This window comes from Galbibacter sp. L-19 (assembly GCF_056857615.1).
In genome coordinates, this window is the sequence record NZ_JBSXNL010000048.1 from 154,150 (window position 1) to 176,073 (window position 21,924).

General features: G+C 36.9%; 28 protein-coding genes and 1 pseudogene. 11 read left to right on the forward strand and 18 right to left on the reverse strand.

The genetic code is table 11. From position 1 onward, the window contains the following. Window positions 1-39 precede the first annotated feature (39 nt). The 6 genes from AC13CQ_RS07640 (at window position 40) to AC13CQ_RS07665 (ending at window position 4,579) form a co-directional block, all read left to right on the forward strand. Entirely contained in the window at window positions 40-1,287 is a 1,248-nt protein-coding gene (locus AC13CQ_RS07640; protein WP_008610619.1) for an NAD(P)/FAD-dependent oxidoreductase, read from the forward strand. A gap of 103 nt (window positions 1,288-1,390) precedes the next feature. Then, a complete protein-coding gene (locus AC13CQ_RS07645) occupies window positions 1,391-1,594 on the forward strand; it encodes a YgaP family membrane protein (RefSeq protein ID WP_008610618.1) in 204 nt (67 codons plus the stop codon). A gap of 79 nt (window positions 1,595-1,673) precedes the next feature. Beyond that, the gene (locus AC13CQ_RS07650) at window positions 1,674-3,005 is read left to right on the forward strand and encodes an MBL fold metallo-hydrolase (RefSeq protein ID WP_008610617.1); all 1,332 of its coding nucleotides are present in this window, start codon (window positions 1,674-1,676) and stop codon (window positions 3,003-3,005) included. 3 nt (window positions 3,006-3,008) lie between these two features. Continuing rightward, window positions 3,009-3,488, forward strand: a complete 480-nt coding sequence (locus AC13CQ_RS07655) for a Dps family protein (RefSeq protein WP_008610616.1) — start codon at window positions 3,009-3,011, stop codon at window positions 3,486-3,488. 29 nt (window positions 3,489-3,517) lie between these two features. Then, window positions 3,518-3,970: a methyltransferase family protein gene (locus tag AC13CQ_RS07660; protein ID WP_008610615.1), complete on the forward strand. Its 453-nt coding sequence runs from the start codon at window positions 3,518-3,520 to the stop codon at window positions 3,968-3,970. A gap of 6 nt (window positions 3,971-3,976) precedes the next feature. Beyond that, complete coding sequence (locus AC13CQ_RS07665; RefSeq protein WP_008610614.1) at window positions 3,977-4,579, forward strand: class I SAM-dependent methyltransferase; 603 nt, start codon at window positions 3,977-3,979, stop codon at window positions 4,577-4,579. Between the two features lie 75 nt (window positions 4,580-4,654). On the opposite strand, the gene AC13CQ_RS07670 is transcribed toward AC13CQ_RS07665, so the two are convergent. From AC13CQ_RS07670 to AC13CQ_RS07700, 7 genes and pseudogenes are all read right to left on the reverse strand, one after another. Beyond that, window positions 4,655-5,272 (reverse strand): TlpA family protein disulfide reductase, encoded by a 618-nt coding sequence (locus tag AC13CQ_RS07670; RefSeq protein ID WP_040879845.1) that lies wholly within the window; start codon window positions 5,270-5,272, stop codon window positions 4,655-4,657. Between the two features lie 22 nt (window positions 5,273-5,294). Next, window positions 5,295-5,879: pseudogene (locus tag AC13CQ_RS07675) on the reverse strand (IS4 family transposase); the annotation flags it as partial. Between the two features lie 12 nt (window positions 5,880-5,891). After that, window positions 5,892-6,464, reverse strand: coding sequence for a DUF4372 domain-containing protein (locus AC13CQ_RS07680; protein ID WP_211206187.1), 573 nt, complete (start codon window positions 6,462-6,464; stop codon window positions 5,892-5,894). Between the two features lie 139 nt (window positions 6,465-6,603). Then, window positions 6,604-8,262 (reverse strand): bifunctional metallophosphatase/5'-nucleotidase, encoded by a 1,659-nt coding sequence (locus AC13CQ_RS07685; RefSeq protein WP_008610611.1) that lies wholly within the window; start codon window positions 8,260-8,262, stop codon window positions 6,604-6,606. Between the two features lie 2 nt (window positions 8,263-8,264). Further along, on the reverse strand, window positions 8,265-8,687 hold the full coding sequence (locus AC13CQ_RS07690; RefSeq protein WP_474506638.1) for a sulfur reduction protein DsrE: 423 nt from the start codon (window positions 8,685-8,687) through the stop codon (window positions 8,265-8,267). Window positions 8,688-8,689: 2 nt separating this feature from the next. Next, the gene (locus AC13CQ_RS07695) at window positions 8,690-9,091 is read right to left on the reverse strand and encodes a DoxX family protein (protein WP_008610609.1); all 402 of its coding nucleotides are present in this window, start codon (window positions 9,089-9,091) and stop codon (window positions 8,690-8,692) included. A 126-nt stretch (window positions 9,092-9,217) separates the two neighbouring features. Next, window positions 9,218-9,556 (reverse strand): hypothetical protein, encoded by a 339-nt coding sequence (locus tag AC13CQ_RS07700; RefSeq protein ID WP_482882766.1) that lies wholly within the window; start codon window positions 9,554-9,556, stop codon window positions 9,218-9,220. 183 nt (window positions 9,557-9,739) lie between these two features. Between AC13CQ_RS07700 and AC13CQ_RS07705 the strand changes: the two genes are divergently transcribed. Next, window positions 9,740-11,098: a cytochrome ubiquinol oxidase subunit I gene (locus AC13CQ_RS07705; protein WP_008610607.1), complete on the forward strand. Its 1,359-nt coding sequence runs from the start codon at window positions 9,740-9,742 to the stop codon at window positions 11,096-11,098. A gap of 5 nt (window positions 11,099-11,103) precedes the next feature. Further along, a complete protein-coding gene (cydB, locus tag AC13CQ_RS07710; protein ID WP_008610605.1) occupies window positions 11,104-12,141 on the forward strand; it encodes a cytochrome d ubiquinol oxidase subunit II in 1,038 nt (345 codons plus the stop codon). A 9-nt stretch (window positions 12,142-12,150) separates the two neighbouring features. Here the strand turns inward: cydB and AC13CQ_RS07715 are convergent, their stop codons facing one another. Further along, window positions 12,151-12,306 carry a hypothetical protein gene (locus AC13CQ_RS07715; protein WP_008610604.1) on the reverse strand — a complete coding sequence of 52 codons (156 nt, stop codon included), beginning with the start codon at window positions 12,304-12,306 and terminating at the stop codon, window positions 12,151-12,153. A 106-nt stretch (window positions 12,307-12,412) separates the two neighbouring features. Between AC13CQ_RS07715 and AC13CQ_RS07720 the strand changes: the two genes are divergently transcribed. Then, a complete protein-coding gene (locus tag AC13CQ_RS07720; RefSeq protein WP_008610603.1) occupies window positions 12,413-12,970 on the forward strand; it encodes a YeeE/YedE family protein in 558 nt (185 codons plus the stop codon). 3 nt (window positions 12,971-12,973) lie between these two features. Further along, window positions 12,974-13,387: a DUF6691 family protein gene (locus AC13CQ_RS07725; RefSeq protein ID WP_008610602.1), complete on the forward strand. Its 414-nt coding sequence runs from the start codon at window positions 12,974-12,976 to the stop codon at window positions 13,385-13,387. A 314-nt stretch (window positions 13,388-13,701) separates the two neighbouring features. On the opposite strand, the gene AC13CQ_RS07730 is transcribed toward AC13CQ_RS07725, so the two are convergent. The 9 genes from AC13CQ_RS07730 to AC13CQ_RS07770 all read right to left on the reverse strand — a co-directional run bounded on the left by AC13CQ_RS07730 (window position 13,702) and on the right by AC13CQ_RS07770 (window position 21,268). Beyond that, complete coding sequence (locus tag AC13CQ_RS07730) at window positions 13,702-14,322, reverse strand: nucleotidyl transferase AbiEii/AbiGii toxin family protein (RefSeq protein WP_050989629.1); 621 nt, start codon at window positions 14,320-14,322, stop codon at window positions 13,702-13,704. A 71-nt stretch (window positions 14,323-14,393) separates the two neighbouring features. Next, entirely contained in the window at window positions 14,394-14,558 is a 165-nt protein-coding gene (locus AC13CQ_RS07735) for a DoxX family protein (RefSeq protein WP_157136641.1), read from the reverse strand. 15 nt (window positions 14,559-14,573) lie between these two features. Next, entirely contained in the window at window positions 14,574-15,398 is an 825-nt protein-coding gene (gene ygiD / locus AC13CQ_RS07740) for a 4,5-DOPA-extradiol-dioxygenase (RefSeq protein WP_050989628.1), read from the reverse strand. A 69-nt stretch (window positions 15,399-15,467) separates the two neighbouring features. Beyond that, on the reverse strand, window positions 15,468-15,998 hold the full coding sequence (locus AC13CQ_RS07745) for a YceI family protein (RefSeq protein WP_008610600.1): 531 nt from the start codon (window positions 15,996-15,998) through the stop codon (window positions 15,468-15,470). Between the two features lie 175 nt (window positions 15,999-16,173). Continuing rightward, window positions 16,174-17,169: an alpha/beta fold hydrolase gene (locus tag AC13CQ_RS07750; protein ID WP_008610599.1), complete on the reverse strand. Its 996-nt coding sequence runs from the start codon at window positions 17,167-17,169 to the stop codon at window positions 16,174-16,176. Window positions 17,170-17,415: 246 nt separating this feature from the next. Beyond that, window positions 17,416-17,787, reverse strand: coding sequence for a DUF779 domain-containing protein (locus AC13CQ_RS07755; RefSeq protein ID WP_008610598.1), 372 nt, complete (start codon window positions 17,785-17,787; stop codon window positions 17,416-17,418). Between the two features lie 69 nt (window positions 17,788-17,856). Next, window positions 17,857-19,368, reverse strand: a complete 1,512-nt coding sequence (locus AC13CQ_RS07760) for an aldehyde dehydrogenase family protein (RefSeq protein WP_008610597.1) — start codon at window positions 19,366-19,368, stop codon at window positions 17,857-17,859. 210 nt (window positions 19,369-19,578) lie between these two features. Beyond that, on the reverse strand, window positions 19,579-20,547 hold the full coding sequence (locus AC13CQ_RS07765) for an aldo/keto reductase (RefSeq protein WP_008610596.1): 969 nt from the start codon (window positions 20,545-20,547) through the stop codon (window positions 19,579-19,581). 73 nt (window positions 20,548-20,620) lie between these two features. Beyond that, window positions 20,621-21,268, reverse strand: a complete 648-nt coding sequence (locus AC13CQ_RS07770) for an NAD(P)-dependent oxidoreductase (RefSeq protein WP_008610595.1) — start codon at window positions 21,266-21,268, stop codon at window positions 20,621-20,623. A gap of 237 nt (window positions 21,269-21,505) precedes the next feature. On the opposite strand from AC13CQ_RS07770, the gene AC13CQ_RS07775 reads away from it, so the two are divergent. Further along, window positions 21,506-21,640, forward strand: a complete 135-nt coding sequence (locus AC13CQ_RS07775; RefSeq protein ID WP_085942216.1) for a histone H1 — start codon at window positions 21,506-21,508, stop codon at window positions 21,638-21,640. A gap of 92 nt (window positions 21,641-21,732) precedes the next feature. Here AC13CQ_RS07775 and AC13CQ_RS07780 read toward each other — a convergent pair. Next, the coding region (locus AC13CQ_RS07780) for a YegP family protein (RefSeq protein ID WP_482882767.1) at window positions 21,733-21,924 on the reverse strand (192 nt) is incomplete at its 5' end.

The window sequence follows — 21,924 nt, forward strand, 5'->3', positions numbered from 1 at the left end:
TTCATCCTATATCTTTATTAGGATAAAAACTATACAACTATGGCAACGCATCATCAAGTGCTTATCATTGGCGGCGGAACCGCTGGAATAATGACAGCATCACAGCTTATAACGCAAAAGAAAACCAAAGATATCGCAATTATAGAACCAGCCGATACCCATTATTATCAGCCAGCTTGGACACTGGTAGGTGCTGGAACCTATGATTATGAAAAAACAGGAAAGCCAATGGCTGATGTAATGCCTAATGGCGCTAAATGGATTAAGGATAAAGCTACAGCTTTCGACCCAGAAAATAATTTGGTAAGTACAGCCAATTCTGGCAATATCACGTATGATTATCTCGTGGTAGCATCAGGTCTTGCCTACGATTTTAGTCTCGTGCCCGGGTTGGGTGATGCAATTGATAAAGGTGTGGTGTGCAGCAACTATACAGACCCAAAGCACACGTGGGACGTTGTGAAGAATTTTAAAGGAGGTACTGCATTATTTACACAGCCTACAACGCCTATTAAATGCGGTGGGGCACCACAAAAAATTATGTACTTGGCCGAGAGCCATTGGGCGAAAAGCAAAACACGTTCAAAAACTGATGTTGTTTTTGCCACCGCCGGAACAGTAATTTTTGGCGTAAAGGAAATTGCTAAAACTTTAATGGAAGTTGTAGATAGAAAAGATATCAATTTACGTTTTGGGTATCAACTAAAGAAAATAGACGGAGCAAATAAAATTGCTTGGTATTCATTTGCAGAGCACGAAAAAGAATATAACCATAAGAATGTGAAAATTGAAAAAGACGGGAATTTAACAGGTATTCATTATGATATGCTACATACCGCACCACCAAGTGTTGCACCAGATTTTGTAAGTAAATCAACTTTGGTAAACGAAGCGGGATGGTTGGATGTAGATAAGCACACAATGCAACACAATAGGTACGCAAATATTTTTGGTCTCGGCGATGTCGCCGGATTGCCCACTGCTAAAACCGGAGCAGCGATCAGAAAACAAGTGCCTGTGGTTGTGGATAACCTTGGCTTGCTTATCAACCACGATAAAATGGGGAATAAATCGTACAACGGCTACTCATCTTGCCCATTAGTTACCGATTATGGAAAAATGGTTTTGGCAGAATTTGATTATAACAATAATTTTACCCCTGATCCTAAACTTAAACAAATGTTTATTTCAGATAGTTCAAAAGAACATTGGCGTTTGTGGATGCTGAAAAAATACGGCCTTCCCTATCTATACTGGAATAAAATGTTAAAGGGTAAAGATGTATAGCATTGGATAAACAGAAAACAAAAAAGCTTCTTATAGTATGTGTGTTGTGTATCATTATAATAACTGCTGTGGTGCTATTTATTGAATTTTTAAACTAAATATTATGAAAAAAAATATGGGCGGTGCAGACCGCATAATTAGAATTATCATCGCTATTGTAATAGGTATCCTCTACTGGCAGGGTATCATAGAAGGAACCTTGGCTTATGTATTAATCGCAGTTGCGGCGGTTTTCCTGTTGACCAGCTTTGTGAGCTTTTGTCCATTATACAAATTAGTGGGTCTTAATACCTGTCCAAGAAAATAGCTAGATAAATTGAACTTATGTATCAAAGGTTACAGCTATTTGCTGTAACCTTTTTTATTTTTATATAAAATTTAAAATTATGAATATCAAACAATTTGAATATAAGCCACTATCACATTATTCCTATGCTATTGTGAGTAATGGCAAGATGGCGGTTATAGACCCAGAACGAAATCCCGAGCAGTATTATGATTTTGCGAAAGCAAACAATGCAGAAATTGTTGCGGTAATCGAAACGCACCCACACGCAGATTTTGTAAGCTCACATCTCGAAATACATAAAAAAACGGGAGCTACTATATACAATAGTGAAAAGTTGGGTGCAGACTATCCACACACTTCATTTGATGAAGGCGATAGTATCCAGTTAGGAAATGTAACCCTTAAAGCGATTAACACACCAGGGCATTCACCAGACAGTATTACCGTGATAGCTAAGGAAGGGAATGAAACAGCTTTATTTACTGGCGACACCTTATTCATAGGCGATGTTGGACGTCCTGACTTACGTGAAAAGGCGGGTAATATGAAAGCCAAACGCGAAGAACTGGCTGAAATGATGTATAACACCATTCAAAATAAATTTACAGACTTGCCAGATGATGCATTGGTTTATCCGGCTCACGGTGCAGGTTCACTCTGCGGAAAGAACTTAAGCGACGCTGCCAGCAGTACTTTGGGCAATGAGCGAATGGGGAATTGGGCGTTCAAAAAGCAATCCAAGAAAGAATATATGGATACCATTCTTGATGGGCAACCCTTTATTCCTCATTATTTTGGATTTGATGTCGATACGAACAAAACCGGAGCTGATAATTTACAACCGTCCATTGAAAAAATACCTTTTACTGAAAGTTCAACTTCCGAAGGTCTTATCGTTGATATGCGTGATGAAGGAACGTTTAAAAAAGGGCATTTAAAAGGAAGTTTCAATATACAGGCAGTTTCTGAAAATGCAAAATTTGAAACTTGGCTAGGTTCCATCATCAAGCCAGAAGAAACATTTACGCTGGTTATCGATAGCAAAGAAAACAAAGACACCATGTTGCACCGTGTGGCAAAAATTGGCTACGAAAAACTGCTCAACAAAGTGATTACGATTTCAGACGAAGATTTGGTTACTACTGAAAAACTGGATTTAGCAGATTTCAAAAAAAATCCGGACAGCTATACCATTGTGGACATCCGTAATACCAGCGAAGTGGAAGAAGGCAAGTTTTTTGACAATGCGATATCACATCCATTGAATGAATTGCGTGATACGGCGGGACAAATACCTACAGATAAACCTATTGTTGTACATTGTGCAGGTGGATACAGAAGTGCGGCGGGAAGTAGCATCCTTCAAAAAAAATTGAAAGGTGTGACTGTGTACGATTTAAGTGAGAATATTAACGATTTTAAACAATAAATTATGGACACTAAAAACAATAATAACATTGGTTTAAATATAGAAAAATCAAAAAAAGTAGCTGAAAATCTGAATGATTTACTTTCAAATTATCAATTGTTCTATATGAACTTGAGAGGGTTTCATTGGAACATCAAGGGGAAAAAATTCTTTGAATTGCACCTTAAATTTGAAGAGCTATATAATGACGCATTGATTAAGGTAGATGAAATTGCAGAACGCATACTTACTTTAAGTGAAACGCCATTTCATTCCTTCAAAAAATATCTGGATACTACCGAAATAAAAGCTGCCGAAAACATAAAAGTTGGTGAAGAAGCAATTAATATAATTCTTGACGCTTTAAAAATCTTATTGGCAAAAGAACGAACGATATTAACTATGGCTTCCGAAGCAAATGATGAAGGTACTGTTGCTTTAATGAGTGATTACATCGTTGAGCAAGAAAAATTGGTCTGGATGCTTTCATCCTATTTGGAATAAAAACCAACCATTTTATTAGTTAAAAGCTATTGAAAATAAATAAGCTTTCATATCAAGACTATCTATTCGTAGCACTTCAATTTTTGATATTTGCCACCTATTTTGTGCCTTTTAAAATAATATCAATCAGCATTCCCGAATGGTTGCGCTATTCGGGATTGGTTGTTACGGGGATGGCCTTAATTTTAGGAACAACTGCATTGCTTCAACTCAACACTAAAATATCACCTTTTCCAACACCAGTTTCAAACGGAAAGTTAATTAGAACTGGAGCCTTTTCAGTTTCCAGGCATCCCATTTACACAGCTTTGGTTTTTTCGGCACTAGGGTTTACGATATATCAGGAATCTTTAGTTAAGCTATTGATTACATTGGTGTTATTTACCTTATTTTATTACAAGTCAAGATATGAAGAAAAGTTGCTTGGCCAAACATTTTCCGAATATGAAGATTATAAAAAGAAAACACGACGATTTATTTAGGGAACTATGAAACAATACCCAGCTGAATTTTGGAACGAACGCTTCGGTCACCAAGAATATATCTACGGCACAGCGCCAAATAAATTCTTTAAGGAACAGATTGACAAGTTAAAACCTGGCAGTATCCTCTTGCCTGCCGAAGGTGAAGGGCGTAATGCAATATATGCCGCTTCACTAGGTTGGGACGTGGTTGCCTTTGATATAAGTGAAAAAGGTAAAGAAAAAGCATTGGGTTTGGCAGCTGAAAATCAAGTTTCTATCCACTATAAAATTTCGGATATTCTAGAATTTCAGAGCGACGCCCAGTTTGATGCCATTGGCTTTTGCTACGCCCATTTTCCCGCAGAAATACGCAACCAAGCTCATCTGCATTTGATGAAATTTTTAAAACCTGATGGCATTGTGATTTTTGAAGCGTTTGCAAAAGCACAATTGGGAAATGCTTCTGGTGGTCCAAAAAATGAAGCAATGTTATTTTCCATTGAGGAAATAAAAACAGAATTCCCGCAACTCGACTTTAAATTATTAAAGGAAGGAACCATTGAGCTTTCCGAAGGTAATCATCATCAGGGAATTGCTGAAGTGATTCGATTTGTGGGAATAAAGTAGAGAGTGTACTTTGATATAAATAAAAACCGCATTGTATGAATTAAACAGTGCGGTTTTTTATTTTGCAGTAGAAATTTACTTTAAACTATTAAGAAAGTTTTTAAATTCCGGGTCACTGTAATCAGCCATACCTTTATGCGTTAAAGCAAGGTTTCCTTTCGCATCAATTACATAGGTTGTAGGTAAGGCAGATGATTGAAACATAGCTGGAAGATTGCTCGCAGGAGCATAGATGGGTAAATTATAGCCTTTTCGTTTATCAAAAGCTTTGGCTTTTTCAAAATCATCATCAAATGATAATAATACAAAAGCAACATCATCACCCATTTCTTCGTGTAACTTATCAATGCTCGGCATTTCGGCTACGCAAGGTGGGCACCAAGTTGCCCAGAAGTTTAAAAATATTACTTTGCCCTTAAACTCTTCCAACGAATGTATGTTACCATCCCGGTCAGTCAATTTTAGATTATAATCTCCTTCAGTAAGGCTTAGCTTTTCAGTAATCGCTTCGGTGTTTTCATTGTTTCTTGCTTGCGCTATTTCAGCTACATCAGGATTCATCAAGCCAGTTGCCAATAGTCCACGCTGTGCAAAACCAATAACTTCGGTATGTAGTCCGGTTGCGTAAAGGAAAATCGCCACCACAGCAAAAATGCCATACTGAATCCAAGTTTTCTTTTTCTTCTTATCCATAATTTTATTCATTAGTGGGCGCTTAAAACCCATTGATTTTCAGTTGTTTATTTTTTAGTTCATTGACACCTTTGTAATCGTGTCTTGTAAGTATCTCTCTTACAGGTGTTTTATCGAGTAGCGATATGCTCAGAATCTGTAAAATTTCGTAGATTCTCCACTCCACTTTCAAGGTGTTCGCTATGATGGCAACCAAACAGTAAGCAATAATCGCACAGTAAATCTGGATTTTAACAGCATTTAGGGTCGTACCCCAAAAGGATTTGATTTTTAAATGTTGTTTCATCCACTTGAAAAACAGTTCAACCTCCCACCGTTTTTTGTACAACAGGGCGATTTCCAAGGCGTCCAGCTCGGTGTTGTTGGTCAAGAAAACAAACTCTTTTTGTGTTTCTTCATCATAATATTTTATCCGGCGCAGTTTGTCCGGAAAGGCCTTTCGGGAATAATATCCTTCCAGTTTGCCTATCTGGTCATATTTCACGCCTGCTGCTTTATCGGTCGGGTTGGAGTACATCAGCTTGAACCGCATATTGTCCTTGGCCCGGGTAACGAAAAAGGCTTCTTTACCGTGGAGTTTGTACAAGCGTTCAAAGTCTATGTAGGCTTTGTCGAGTACCTAAAAACCCCCTGGTTCAAAAGGGATGATGTCCAAAACGTTCACATCGTGTAAACTGGCATTGGATATGTGAAGGAAACTCGGGATGGAAGTTTTTACATCATACAGCGTATGGATCTTTATCCCGCCCTTGGCCTTTCTGAACTCTGCCCACCAAAACACGTTCAAGCACAGGTCTATGGTGGTGGAGTCCAGGGCATACACATTGCCTTCAACCTTAACCTCAAAATCGTTCCGATAATAGCTCTTTCTAGCCTGTTCAATCAGGACGATGGCAAACTCCTCAAAGATTTTGCTGCTGCGTTTTTCGTTGGCCTTGCCCAGGTTGCGCCTTGAAATTGATTTTCCGAAACCCAGATGATAATATTTCGAGTGATGGGCTTCCAAGCTTAGCATCAGGTCCCGCATGCTCTCCCTGGAGGTGAGCTGACCAAATACCATACAGAGCATTTGGTTCCAGCAGGTAAAGCTTCGGACATATTTGTTCCCATCGTGCTTTTTGACAATGCGGTCAAACACGCGACGGGGCAAGAATTCGGTCAACTGAGCAAAAATGTATTTACCTTGATTCATTGGATGTGGATTTTGCAACAGCAAAAATCCTGAACCCAATTCAAATCGTCACCGTGTTAAAAAACGCCGTAACCTCGATATACAAAGAATTTAAAAGAACTTGATTTATATTTTAGTGCCCATTAGTGAATTTTATTCTTTATTGAAATTTATAATCGGTTTTGGGTACGGTAGAAAAGGAATACTCGCCAAGATATTCGCAATAGGCCCTGCCTTCTAATGTTGGCGATACTGGCGAGTTTTCTTTTAAATATTCTTCCACCACATCGTGAATGGTATAATCCTTTACTTCAACATCCTTAACATTGGGCATCCTACAAAGATTATCGATAGGGTCACCGGGACGCACACAGGCAGAGATGGTATAATACTGGTCATCTTGCATTGGCTCGCCGTTTACGGTTATGCTATGGATTCGTTTGCGCTTTTCATTTTGGCTATTGAAGTTGACCTTCATTCCTGAAAAGCGTACTAACCAACCCCCAAAACGTTCGGTCGGGTTTTGAGAAAAGGCATTGTGCATTTCTTTTTCCAACCAGTCCTTTATCTGTTTTCCAGTAGCTTTTCCTGTTTTTACCTTTTCATTTACCGGGAGCAAGTTCCACAGATTGGCTCTCGTAATCGGTGCCGGTTTTCCATTTTGGGGCACAATGGGGTTACCAAACCGAAACCCATTTGAAATAGCGATATCTGCACCCGTTTTCCATCGAGCGGCATCGGTTATCATATTGTCCATCGGGTTTTCTACCGTTAAATATCTATAAATAGGTGTGTTGGTATAACCTACTATGGTTTCTAAATTTGCTTTGTAAGGTGCTTTTGCCTTATCCACAAGTGCCTGTATTTTTTCATCGGCTGAAAAGACTTTTGGGTCAACATCGATGAGTTCATAATCGTCATCCACTAACACGCCATCCACAAAATTCAAGGTCAACTTACCTACAAATGAACCAAAAGCCCCAGGTTCAGTCACTTTTGCATATTTGCCTTGTATAGGTTCACGCACACGTTCGTGGGTATCGTTACCCAATATATAATCTGCGTGCTCTGCTATGGAATTATTGGCAAGCTCAACTTGTTTAAAAATTCCAAGATGCGTTACTAAAAACAAAACATCAATATTTTTCTTGACCTTAAAGTCGTCCACCATTTTCTTTAGATTTTCGTCTAGTCCACTAAAGCCAATTCCTTTGCTAAAAATAGGGTTTTGTCTAATGGGCACATCTGGGTCATTGACACCTATAAATCCTAGGCGAATCCCTTCGATTTCCTTAATCCAAGAGGCTGGAAATAAGGGTTCTTCATTGTCATCGTGATACATATTCTGGACAATGACCTGTGTGTCGTACCCTTTCATTACATCCATCATTATATCTTTTCCGTAAACCACTTCCCAGTTTCCGGGAATGATGACATCATAGCCCATATTTTTTATAATATCAGGCATCACTTTTCCTTCAGATAAAGCAGTGTAACCACTACCTTGTATAAGGTCGCCACCATCTACAATAATAGTTCTATTTGGGTTTTTCACTCGTTCCTGGTCAAAAAGGGTTTTAATATTAGCGAGACCGCCACGGTTTTTAAATACTACCTTTTCATTTTCCCAAAATAGTTCAGGATGGGTGTCCAATTGACCGTGTATATCCGCTGTCTGTAATATCGTTATACTCAATGTGTCTTTAACTGAATCATTAGTTTCCATTGTGTTCGATTTTTCTGTTTTACAAGAAACCATTCCGAATAATATTCCGATTAATACTAAAGTTGTTTGGAGATATCTCTTAAATACTGTCATAGTTATAAGCTTATACTTTTATACCCTTTTTTCTGGAGTTGGAAGTTGTACAGAATTCCGTTCTCAACAACCTCAATTTCTTTTGGGACTTTGGTTTTATCTACTTTGAATTTATTGAGCGAAAAGCCACAGGCTATTAGTTGAACACTAGCTTTTTCGGCTTTTATGATGAAGTCGCTTATTTTTTCGGTATCAGTGATATCACCTATTTCCTTTCCGCAAATAATTACCTGAAAATCCCCAAAAGCTTCGCCGTCTTCAGCTTTTAGGGATTCGGCAGTCAATAGTATTGGCTGTAACTGTGGCACTTTTTTGGTAAGTACCACGTAATTGTTTTTGGCATTGTCTATTTGCTGTGCCTGTGTATTAAGGGCTCCGAACAGGGTCAACATTAAGATTACTGAACTAAAGATGTATGTTTTCATTTTTATTTATTTAAAAGGTTATTGGTATCGTTCAATATGAAAAAAAGAAGTCCACCGAGAATTGCTATATTTTTAAAAAGTGGTCCAAGTGTTGTTATTTGTCCCACTTGAACTGTTAATGTGATGGGAATTAAGACAGCTATCAGCACCATTGCCGCCCATTTGGTTTTATATCCTATTAAAAATAGAAAGCCTGCCACAAGCATTGCAATACCCGAAAGTATGATTAGCCACTGGGGTTCGCCAAAAAAATGTGCGATACCCTTAAAACTTGCCTGCTCTATACGCTGGGCAGTTTTCTCTACATTGAGTAGATGATTAAAACCTGCTACGAGGAATATACCGCTTACCATTACGCGCAATAGCTGTATGGAACGACGGCTTATTAAAATTTTTGTCGTCATTGTAAATAAGTTAAAAAGATTGATTTTGTTTAATGTCTGGCCATAACTATTCATTTAGCACAAAGTCTTGCATACAAACAACTTGTAAAGAAGCACCGACATTAAATTTTAAGAAAGTAATCGTATTTAAGCCAAACGTGGAGGTGGGGAATCATTATCCAAGTAGCGATAACTCAAGTTGGAATTGAAATGTTCGTTGAAAACTGCAATAGGCTTGGAGGTATTTGTTTCCCAAGTGAATAATTCCAACTGAAATTGTGATGTACAAAAACCGCTTAAATCAACAACTTGTGAAGTTGTATTGTCAACTTGAGAAAATGCCGATGTTGACTGTAAATTTTTTACAGAATTTTTCTTCTTGCAATGAGGTTTTACAAATGTGATATCGCTTCCGCTGAATAGAACATTCAATCCATTGGCATCTATAGCAAGAAATTTTGCCATAAAGATGAAAGTGAGCAGCACTGCTATGTAAGTTTTAGTTTTCACGATTGGAACAAAAATATAAGAAAGAAAGTGCATCGTTTGTAACCTTTGTTACTTAAGTTCATTTTAATATTCAAATCGATATAATTCACAATAAGGTTACATATGTTACACAGTTTAGAAAGACCTTTTTCTACCTTTGTAACAAAATATTAACACATTATGGATGTAGAAATTCTTGCTCGAATACAATTCGCATTTACCATTGCCTTCCACTACATCTACCCGCCTTTGAGTATCGGTTTGGGATTGATTATGGTTTTTATGGAAGGGATGTACATAAAAACAGGTAATAAACAATACGAGATTTTAACCCGTTTTTGGTTAAAAATCTTCGCCATCACCTTTGGTATAGGTGTGGCAACTGGTATAATTATGGAGTTTGAATTTGGCACAAATTGGGCTGTATATTCAAGATATGTTGGCGATATTTTTGGCAGTGCTTTGGCAGCCGAAGGTTTGTTTGCCTTTGGCTTGGAAAGTGCTTTTTTAGGGATACTGCTATTTGGCTGGAACAGGGTCTCGCCGAAAGTTCACTTCATTTCAACCATAGGGGTGTTTTTGGGCTCAATGTTTTCAGCGGTATGGATTGTTGTGGCTAATAGTTGGCAACAAACGCCTGCAGGTTATCATATTGTAGGTGAAGGATTTAATGCAAGGGCAGAGGTTACAGATTTCTGGGCAATGGTTTTTAATCCATCCAGTGTAGATAGAATTATTCACGTATGGCAAGGCGCATTTTTAGCCGGTGCTTTTTTAGTATTAAGCGTTCACGCTTATTATCTACTAAAGGAGCGATATGTTGAAATTTCAAAAAAAGCATTCAAAATCGCTTTGGGTATAGCCACTGTTATTTCTTTAACTCAATTGCTTTCAGGACATAGTTCTGCAGAAGTTGTTGCCGAAAACCAACCTGCTAAACTTGCCGCAATGGAAGGTCATTATGAGGAAAGTGGTTCGGCCGATTTATATCTGTTTGGTTGGGTAAATGATGAAACCCAAGAAGTCACGGGCCTAAAAATACCAGGTGGTCTATCCTTTATGATTGACCAAGATTTTGAAGCACCGGTTACGGGACTAAATGCCTTTCCAAAGGAAGATAGACCCGGACAGGTGAATGCGGTTTTTCAATTTTATCATATTATGATTAGTATAGGTATGTTTTTAATAGGCCTCACATTGTACGCTAGTTACTTATGGTGGAAAGGTAGATTATTTGAAAAAAAATGGCTGCTGAAGATTTTTGCATTCTCCGTGCTTTTACCGCAAATAGCAAATCAAGTAGGTTGGTTTGCAGCAGAAATGGGCAGACAACCTTGGATAGTTTATGGACACTTAAGAACAAACGAGGGCTTTTCACAAGAGGTGTCTTCGAATCAAATTTTGTTTTCACTGATATTGTTCCTAGTGGTTTACGCCATACTTTTTTTATTGTTCATTTACTCTGTAAATAAAAAGATAAAGCACGGTCCATACGATGAAGCTAAAAACCCGGATGAATTTTTAAAATACGTAAGTTAATAACTATGGAATATTTTTTAGGGATTGATTACCCAACACTTTGGTATTTAGTAGTCGGTTTATTATTTTCAGGCTATGCAATTTTAGAAGGGTTTGATTATGGTGCCGGAATGTGGCACTTATTTTTCAGAAAGGATTTAAGCAGGCGTATCGCAATCAATGCTATTGGACCACTGTGGGATGCTAATCAAGTATGGCTCATTATAGGAGCTGGTGCATTATTTGCCGGTTTTCCTGTAATGTATGCCACGATGTTATCTTCAATGTACGTGCCTTTTATGCTCTTTCTAATGTTTTTGGTACTGCGTTCTTCAGCTATAAAATTTAGAAGTGCAGAGAGGATGCTTTGGTGGCGTAAGACGTGGGACATAATTTACTTTACAGCAAATGTATTTATATCATTTTTGTTGGGGGTTGTTTTAGCAAACATTTTACAGGGAATAGAATTAGCCGAAAACTACAGCTATAAAGGTGGTATGTTTTTTTCGTTTTTAAACCCTTATGCTATAATGGTTGGCTTAACCACGGTATCACTATTTATGACACAAGGTGCTATTTTTCTGTTATTAAAAACGGAAGGTCGTTTACACGCGAGATTAACATTTTTACTAAAAAAAGGAATGATTTTTTTCATTGTAAGCTTTGCAGCTACATCACTTTATACATTGGTGTTTTTACATGGCGTTACCGATACATTTAAGGAGCATCCTATATATTTTGTGATTCCTGTACTGGCTTTTTTGGCTGTTGCAAACGTACCAAGATTAGCCTCAAAAAAGAAATATGCGTATGCCTTGATATTCTCGTCTTTAACAATGGCGTTTTTGTTAATGCTTGTTGCAGTTCAGTTATATCCAGTTCTATTACCATCAACTATAGGTCCAGAATATAGTGTAACAATTTACAATGCAGCAGCATCCCAAAAATCTTTAGGCATAATGTTAACTATTGTGCTTATTGGTACACCTCTTTTAGCTGGTTATTTCCTGTTCCTATATAAGACATTTCACGGTAAAGTGAAATTGGATGATACGAGTTATTAATTAATTATTCTATTTAAAGATTTGAAAAGCCCAAACTATCAAAAGAAATCCCACACCAGTGACTGCAGGTGCTGGTATTTTCATAACTATTCCTATAATAATCATTGCTACAGCAGTTAAGCCAAGTAGTACTGAAATCAAGTTTATTTTTTTGTTACGAGTCATAATCTTTCTATTTTAATAAAGTTAATGAAAATTAATTAGCACTACTGTAACCCTTGTTACAGTTTTAATTTTGCGAAAGTGTCATATTTGCATAAAATTATTTAGTATGGATTTGATATATGAACCCTGGCCTTGGTATTTGGCGGGACCACTTATTGCCCTTGTAATGTTTGTTTTGTTACTTGTGGGAAAACAATTTGGGATGTCTTCAAACCTACGGACAGCGTGTGCTGTAGTGGGTGCAGGAAAGGCAGCAGATTTCTTTAAATTTGATTGGAAAGCAGAACGCTGGAACTTAATGGTGGTATTGGGTGCCATCATTGGTGGTTTTATCGCTTCAAATTATATGAGCGACGGTAGTGTGAAAATTAATCCTGAAATCGCACAACAACTTGCTGTTGATTATAACATTCAAAGTGCCGGGGAAAGCTACCTTCCGCCAGAAATTTTTTCTTTGGAATCCTTATCAGACCCTTTAAATATACTGATACTTTTAGTGGGTGGCATTTTAGTAGGTTTTGGAGCAAGGTACGCTGGTGGTTGCACTTCTGGGCACGCCATTTCTGGATTAAGCAATTTACAGTTGCCATCCTTAATTGCGGTAATTGGTTTCTTCATTGGTGGATTGGTAATGATTCATATTATGTTTCCCTTAATTTTTTAGATAATGAGATATATAACATATTTGGTAATAGGAATTTTCTTCGGAATTATAATGTTCAAATCGGAAGCTGCATCTTGGTTTCGCATTTATGAAATGTTCCAGTTTGGCAGCTTTCATATGTATGGCATCATAGGTTCGGCTTTAGTGCTGGGTATAATTGGTGTTCAAATAATTAAAATAAAAAACATAAAGCCAATCGACGGAAGCAAAATGAGTTTAAATCCAAAAGAAAAGAGTGTTACTCGTTATCTTATTGGTGGAATCATTTTTGGTTTGGGATGGGCATTGGCAGGGGCTTGCCCTGGTCCAATGTATGTATTGGCAGGTGCTGGTTACTTATCTATTTTAATAGTGATTTTTGGCGCGTTGGTAGGTACTTTTCTGTATGGATTGGTTAAGGACAAGTTGCAGCATTAATCTTTAAGAATCAAAAGTTTAGATTTAAGATGTAAAACGACGAGGTAGGGGAGTTCAAATCTCCCAGCCAGTACAAAAGTCGAAGAGAAATCTTCGGCTTTTTTTATTAAAAATTACTTCACTTTTTTTCTTGGGTACAACATAGGTACAACATTTTGCCATTTTTGAAGTTAGAATATGTTTTGATAGTAATTGATATTTTTTAAGATTTAAAATTTAAGATTATTATAAGGGTCAATCACAATCGTATTTATCTCAATTTCAAATTTACATTGTCCCAAAAAGAGAATGAATTTGAGACAGAAAAGCTTCCATTAGTAGAGCACATTTTTCAAAGCCCCAACTAGTTCATTGTATTTTGATTCGTTACTGTTTTTAAGTTTAAGAAGGTTCTGTAGTTTCCATTGCACAGCAGGGAATCTTTCAAAATCGTAAACGCTCCAATCCGGTGTAAGAGTCTTGAAGCCCAATAAAAAATCTTTATCCTCTTTTGTTAGGCTCGCTTTGACGACCGTTATAAGTTGACTTCTGGTTTCTTCAAAATCTTCATGGGAAAACGGAACATAGCTCATTCCATCAAAATGATTTTCCATAGCATGCCTTTGGTCCGAGAGGTTAGGGCTGGGTATTTCGTGCAAAGGACGGTTGCTGCCCAATAGACAAAGTATAAACCCTTTTTTTATTTCATCTGTATAACCTTCGTTCTCCATTAGATATTTTATATCGAACAAATCCCTTGGGTGTTGCCTGTGTAAAGCAGCACATATTTTACCCCCATAAAGTTGACTTAGTGGGACTACATCAATAGCACAGAATGCTGCAAACTCATCTTGGGCTTTTTCGCATAGCATCATTTCCTTAGTACCATCGATTACACCCCTATTGGCTTGGTTGACTTCCAGTTTTATTTGTGCCTTTGGGGTTGAAATGAGCAATTTTAGTATTTTCTCCTGAAGGGAAATATGTGTTTCGGGGACGGCAGCTTCAATACTTGATTTTATCCGTTTTAGGGCTTCACCATAACACCCGGAAATTGGATATCTCCACTAAATAGCATTTGAAGTTTTGGGATACCGTGTACCAGCATCATGACTGCAACTCCCACTCTTAAAATCAAAAGTGCAATGTTTACAGAATTTGTACTATAATCAATATTCGTTATTTTATTCATAATCCAGTTTTTTGTTTAACCTATTTTTACTGAAGTCATTGTAAGTGAACCTCCAACAGGTTTATCGTTAAATAATGTGATGTTTTCGTTTTCTTCTTTTAATGCCAATGTATAAAGCAAAGGCATATAATGTTCTGGTGTTGGGATGGCTAAATCAAAGGCTTTCCCTTGCGATTTAAAGTTGATAAGGCTTTGATGGTCGCCACTTAAAATGTAACTTTTCATCTTGTCATTGGCTTCTATCGCCCAATCAAAAGCATATTCTTCATTTAGTTTATCCCAAGCCACTTTTCGTAGATTATGCACCATATTGCCACTTCCAATTATTAAAATACCTTTGTTGCGTAGGCTGTTTAGTTCCTTTGCAAGTTCATAATGATATTTTGCAGGTTGCGAATAGTCTATGCTCATCTGTATTACTGGAATGTCTGCATTTGGGTATAAATGCTTTATCACGCTCCAAGCGCCATGGTCAAGTCCCCATTTGTCATCTAATCCAACTTCGGTCAGAGTGATGATATTTTTGGTTTCTTGTGCCAATTCTGGGCTTCCTGGTGCAGGATATTGCACATCAAACAAGGCTTGTGGAAATCCACCAAAATCGTGAATGGTAGGCGGATTTTGCATGGCTGTTACAAAAGTACCTTTGGTTTCCCAATGTGCCGAAATACAGAGAATCGCATTTGGCCGCACCAATTCTTTCCCTAGTTGTTTAAAGTTTGCTACAAATTCATTTTCTTCAATGGCATTCATAGGGCTTCCATGACCAAGGAACAACACGGGCATTTTTTCTGTGCGACTCATTGTTGAGGTCATTTTATTTAAATCTTTTAAATTCATACTCGAACTTGCAAGTGGCAAAAGTGCCAAGGATTTTAAAAATTGTTTGCGATTCACTTCATAAAAAAGTTATGAAATTTGCTTTACAAATTGAACTTCTGCATTAATCTTCACTTCATTACCAACCATAACGCCTCCTGCTTCCAAGGCAGCATTCCAGTTAAGTCTAAAGTCTTTACGGTTTAATTTTCCATTAATAGAGAAACCTGCTTTTTCGTTTCCGTATGGGTCTTTCATAAAACCTCCAAACTCGGTATCAAGCGTGATTTCTTTGGTAACACCTTTAATGGTTAGGTCACCAACCAACTTATACTCATCATCATCTCCTTTTTTAAGGGAAGTGCTCTTAAAAGTGATTTCAGGAAATTGTTCTACTTCAAAAAAATCAGGACTTTTTAGATGTGTGTCCCTATCATTGTTATTGGTTGATATAGAACTGGCATCAATTTTTGCGGAAAGGGTTGAATTTGTAAAATCTTCACCATCAATAGAGGCTTCAAAAGTTCTAAACTCTCCTTTTACGTTAGAAATCATTAAGTGCTTAACTTTAAATGTTATTTCGCTGTGCGCTGGGTCTATTGCCCATGTTGTTGTTTTCATAAAAATTATATTTAATGTTTAATGCAAAGTTACTTACATACATTGGTGCAGGTGTTACACTATTCGGTAGTTGAGTTGTAGATTTAGGAAGGAAGGATGTTTTTCATATCGTTCCAGAACCCATTTGGTGATTGATTAGACTAACACTCAATTATTTTGATAGGGTTTTGACAACTTATTCTTTTAAAAATTTTATTACCGGTTGAATAAAACTATCAAACTTCTCAATATGAGGTAAATGCCCTATATTTTCTAATTCCACTAATTGTGCATTAGGAATTTCCTTTTGGGTTCTTTTACCCAATTCATTATAAAGCCCCATGGTTTTTCTAACATCTTCAGAAACAAGCGGTTTTCCAAGAGCCGTTCTATCTCTTATGCCAATAATTAAAAGTGTTGGAGCGGTAATATTTTTAAATTCGTAAACCACAGGTTGCGTAAAAATCATATTATAGGTTAATGCTGAATTCCATGCAATTTTTTTATAATCTGAATTTAATGTCCAACCCGCTAATAGGTTCACCCATTGATCATATTCAGATTTCCATTTGTTGTCATAATAGTTTTCTAATTGATATTTCTTTATGCCGTCATAACTACTTTTAAGTTCATTTTGATACCACCATTCCACAGGTTTGTATGGTGCTTTTAGTTTCCAATCTTCCAATCCAATAGGGTTTTCTAATATTAGTTTTGTGATTGTTTTAGGGTACATTAAGGCAAAACGTGAAGCTATCATACCTCCCATAGAATGTCCTAAAATGGCTGTTTCCTTTATGTTTAAAGTATCAAGTAGCGTTTTGGTATTTTGTGCTAATTGTTGAAAGGTATATTGAAAATGTTCTGGTTTCGAGGATTTACCAAACCCAATCTGATCGGGTACGATGACACGAAAACCTTCTTTGCTTAATGCTTCGATTGTTGTTTTCCAATAAGCTCCATTAAAATTTTTTCCATGAAACAAAACAATGTTTTTACCATTGTAATTTTTAGGGGTAATATCCATATAAGCCATTTTTAAATCTTGCTCTTGTATTTTCAACTCCAAAATAGAAACAGCATAAGGATATTGATAGTTAGACAATTCAATGTCCAACCATTGTAGGCTATCAGATTGTGCTATCGTAAACTGAAAAGTAATTAAAAAGGTTAATATAGATAATAAGTTCATTTTCATCGTTTTTATATTTTATGGATTGTTGTTTATGTAATATCTGTTAGCAAAATGATTTTTGAAAAATGAGCATTTTCAGCTTTATTAATTGAACAACATAAAGACACAAACAGGTAAGCGTTTGTTTGTTAAACTCTTCCTTAGGTGAGTTGTGCATTTGGGGTGAGTATATTTTTGTACCGTCCCTAAACTCGCTTGACGATTATACAGACTTCTTTATTAGATGGCAACAACGTTAGTGCATTAAGCCAATTTAATCGGAGTCAAATTATCTGTTTCTTCGGGAGTAAAAAGTCTGTAATGAATCTGAAAGGTTTTTCCGAGTGGTGTTTCGAGTGAAAATCCTCCAGCTCCAAATCCGTCGGTTACATCGAGTGTAAAATGAGAATGTTTCCAGTATTCAAACAAATCGTGATCCACCCAAAATTCGCATCCTTCCACTTCTCCGATACAAACATCATTCATCCGCAAATAAATACCTCCTTTTTCAAAACATTGTGGTTGTGTACCTTCGCAACATCCTCCAGCTTGGTAAAACATTAGTTCACCGTGTTTTTTTTGCAGCACTTTGATTAAATCATTTGCTTTTTCTGTACTGTCTATGCGAGATATCATAATTTATTGATTTTGGTTGTTAAAAAAAGAGCAAACCCTAAATGGAATTTGCTCTTTTCAAAACGTTAATTAAAAGAATCCTTGTTTTTTCTTGTCATAAGAGATTAGCATATTCTTGGTTTGACGGTAATAGCCTAACATCATTTTGTGGTTTTCTCTACCGAATCCAGATAGCTTATATCCTCCAAACGGAGCTCCTGCAGGATACGCATGGTATTGGTTTACCCAAACTCTACCAGCCTGAATGGCTCTTGGTACCTGATACAATTCGTGTGCATCGCGAGTCCAAACACCTGCCCCTAGACCGTAAAGGGTATCGTTAGATATTTCTATGGCTTCTTCAACTGTTTTAAAAGTTGTAACTGCCAATACAGGTCCAAAGATTTCTTCTTGGAAGATTCGCATTTTATTGTGTCCTTTAAACAAGGTTGGTTTGATGTAATATCCACCTTCCTGATCGCCGTCCAACTTAGCAGCTTCACCACCAGTTAATAATTCTGCTCCTTCCTCTTTTCCTAACTTCAAATAAGATAAAATTTTGTCATACTGAACTTTAGAAGTTTGTGCTCCCATCATCGTGGTTTTATCTAACGGGTTGCCCATTTTGATGGCTTCAACTCTTTCGATAACCCTTGCAATAAATTTGTCGTAGATATCTTCTTGTATAAGCAATCGGGTTGGAGCTGTACAGATTTCTCCTTGGTTTAGGGCAAACATAACTGCGCCTTCAATTGCTTTGTCCAAGAAGTCGTCATCTTCATCCATTACGGAATTAAAGAAGACGTTAGGTGATTTTCCTCCTAACTCCATAGTCACAGGAATGATGTTTTCAGTAGCGTATTGCATCACTATACGTCCTGTTGCAGTTGAACCAGTAAAAGCAGCTTTTGACACTTTCTTATTTGTAACCAAAGTTCTTCCCAGCTCAGAACCGAAACCGTTTACGATATTCAGCACGCCTGCAGGAAGTAAATCTTCAATTAATTCCATCAGAACTAAGATTGAAGTAGGTGTACTTTCTGCTGGTTTTAAGACAATAGTACAACCTGAAGCCAAGGCAGGAGCAAGTTTCCATACCGCCATTAAAATCGGGAAGTTCCACGGAATGATTTGCGCTACGACTCCAATCGGTTCGTTAACGATTAGGGAAACTGTGTTTTGATCCAGTTCGCTAAGAGAACCTTCTTCTGCTCTAATAACACCTGCAAAATAGCGGAAATGATCAATTGCTAAAGGAATATCTGCATTCATTGTTTCCCGGATTGCTTTTCCGTTGTCGATGGTTTCAACTGTCGCAATGTATTCCAGGTTCTCTTCAATTCTGTCTGCAATTTTGTTCAGAATGATGCTTCTTTCGGTTGCAGAAGTTTTACTCCAAGTTTTAAAAGCTTCGTGAGCCGCATCTACAGCCAAGGTAATATCCTCTGCGGTAGAATGTGCAGCTTTGGTAAATACCTTACCGTTAATTGGAGAAATATTGTCAAAATACTTTCCCTGTGCAGGAGGTGTCCATTTTCCGTTGATATAGTTATCGTATTTTCCCTTAAATTCTGGCCAAGCCAATATTGTTTCTTTACTCATAATTATTGTATTTAGATTTTTTTTTTTTGTTAAAAAGACATAATTGTATTATTTTTCAGTAAAAGGTAACATCATATTTAAAGTAATTATGCCTTTAGTAAACCAGTATAACTGGTTTAAGCAAGGTACAATTTTTTTACTCCCTTTCCCTTAATTTTTGTATTTTTAACTATTATAACGTCTTTATTTTCATATGTTTTCAACAAAAATCTAGACTATATTAGCATGTTTTTGCTTGCTGATTTTATTAAGCAATACTAAGTCATCCTTGTCTAATTTTAATGATGTACTCGACAAGATTTGCTCTAGTTGCTCTTTGGATGTTGCGCTGGCAATGGGACCACCAATATGAGGTTGAGCAGATAACCAAGCCAATGAAACCGTTGCAGGAACGGTATTGTGTTTTTCAGCTATTTGGTCCAAAGCATTTAAAATATTCAAACCTTGTTCATTCAGATACTGAGCCATTCTTTGTCCGCGCGGGCTTTTGCTAAAATCAGTTTCCGAACGATATTTTCCTGTTAGAAAACCTGCCGCTAATGCGAAATAAGGGAATACCGTTAAATTATATTCTGCAACGATGGGTGCATAAACGGTTTCGTATCCTTTTCGCTCTACTAAATTGTACAAAGGCTGCAATGCCTGATATTTAGGAAGGTTGTTTTTCTCTGAAAATTCCAATGATTCACGAAGTCGCTCCGGAGAAATATTTGAAACCGCAATGTGTTTTACTTTTCCAGCTTTTACTAACTCATGAAACGTTCTAAGGGTTTCTTCTATTGGTGTTTTTTCGTCGTCGTAATGCAAATAATACAAGTCGATGTAATTGGTTTGCAATCTTTCCAATGATTTTTCAACCCCTTCCAAAATGTGTCTTCTGCTAGAGTCTGTTTCGTGTACTCCGGTAGGTCCGCCTACTTTTGTGGCAATAATTACTTTGTCGCGGTTACCTCGGGCTTTCATCCATTTTCCAATGATGGTTTCCGATTCTCCACCAACACCTCCGTTTATCCAATATGAATACATATCTGCTGTATCGATAAAGTTAAAGCCTGCTTCGATGAAAGCATCTAATAATTCAAAAGATTTTTGCTCGTCTAAAGTCCATCCGAAAACGTTTCCCCCTAGGTTGAAAGGTGCTACTTCTATGTCTGTTTGTCCTATTTTTATTTTTTTCATTTTAAATTGTTTTATAAAAATTAATGTGTAACCTTTTTTATAAAGATTATTTTAAATTGGGTAACCCATTAATTTAATACGCTGCTGTAAATCGTTCTTGATGATGTTTTGGACTTTCAACTTCATCTAATATAACAACAGCTACATCTTCTCCTGATAGACTAGATACATTGTTTTGATCAAAAACTGGATTGTCTTTTCCTAAACGGTATTGGCCTGTTCTACCTGTAGTTATTCCAGGATGCATATCAATTGCGGGACTAAAAAATGCCCAATCAATATCTTTTTCCTCTTTTAAAATATTCAGATAATCCCTTGCAGCAGTTGCTCCAGGTTTTATTTCTTTAGGAAAATCAACCATATCTACTATTTGTTGCTTTTCAGTTGTATAGAGACTTCCCGCACCGCCAATAACTATTAGTCTTTGAGCACTCGCTTTTTTTACGGCTTCTTGAATTGATTTAGAACCGGCAATAAAATCCTCATAAATATTAGGGTTTGTCCAACCAGCATTGAATGCGCTGATGACAACATCTTGTCCTTTCAATGCTTCAGTAAGCTTCTCTACATTATTGACATCCACAGAAATTTTATTCACTTTTTTATCTATGATTGTATCTGTATTTCTAGCAATTGCAGTTATTTCAAAGTCTCTGTTTCTTGCTTCATTCACTAATTTGGAACCTAAAAACCCTGTTGCCCCAATGATTACTATTTTCATAATTGTATTGTTTAATATCACAATTGTGCTTATATCAATTTGTATCGGTGTTTATGTCCATCCCAACACAATAAGCTGGTATAATGCAAATTACCTACTGGAGTGGAGCATTGGATAAGGAAATCAAATCTAGCTTTCATTTTATAAGCTTCAATTGTAGCTAATCCTCCCATACTTTGTCCTAGCCCCTCAATCTTTTTCTCTAGCAAATTTTCATCTCTTCTTAGGAAATAAATAATGCTATCGATATCCGAAGCATACCTAAAAAGTGGAAATAAAGCTGCTGGAACTAGAGCACGTAAAGCCTCTTTAGAGCTTACGAAGCTTTTTAAAGAGTTTAGAAAAGTGTCCGTTGAAGAAGGAAAAAAGTAAGTAAACAAAAAAGACAGACTAATAGGTGTTAGTCTGCCTTATCATGATCGCTATTTTAGTAATAGCAAAAGAGAGCGTTTATGTGTTTATAGTTAAGAATTATCTACTATTGCTGCATCAGGTGCATTTGATTTAACAGAAGCGATTCCAGTTTCCATAGCCGAAGTACTCGAATACATCTCACTAGTGCCAATTACTTGACCATTACTCGATTTTAAATTAAAAAACGGACTTCCATCTTTGGCGGTATTCCGTTCAAACATTGCATCATCTTGAGCATTTTT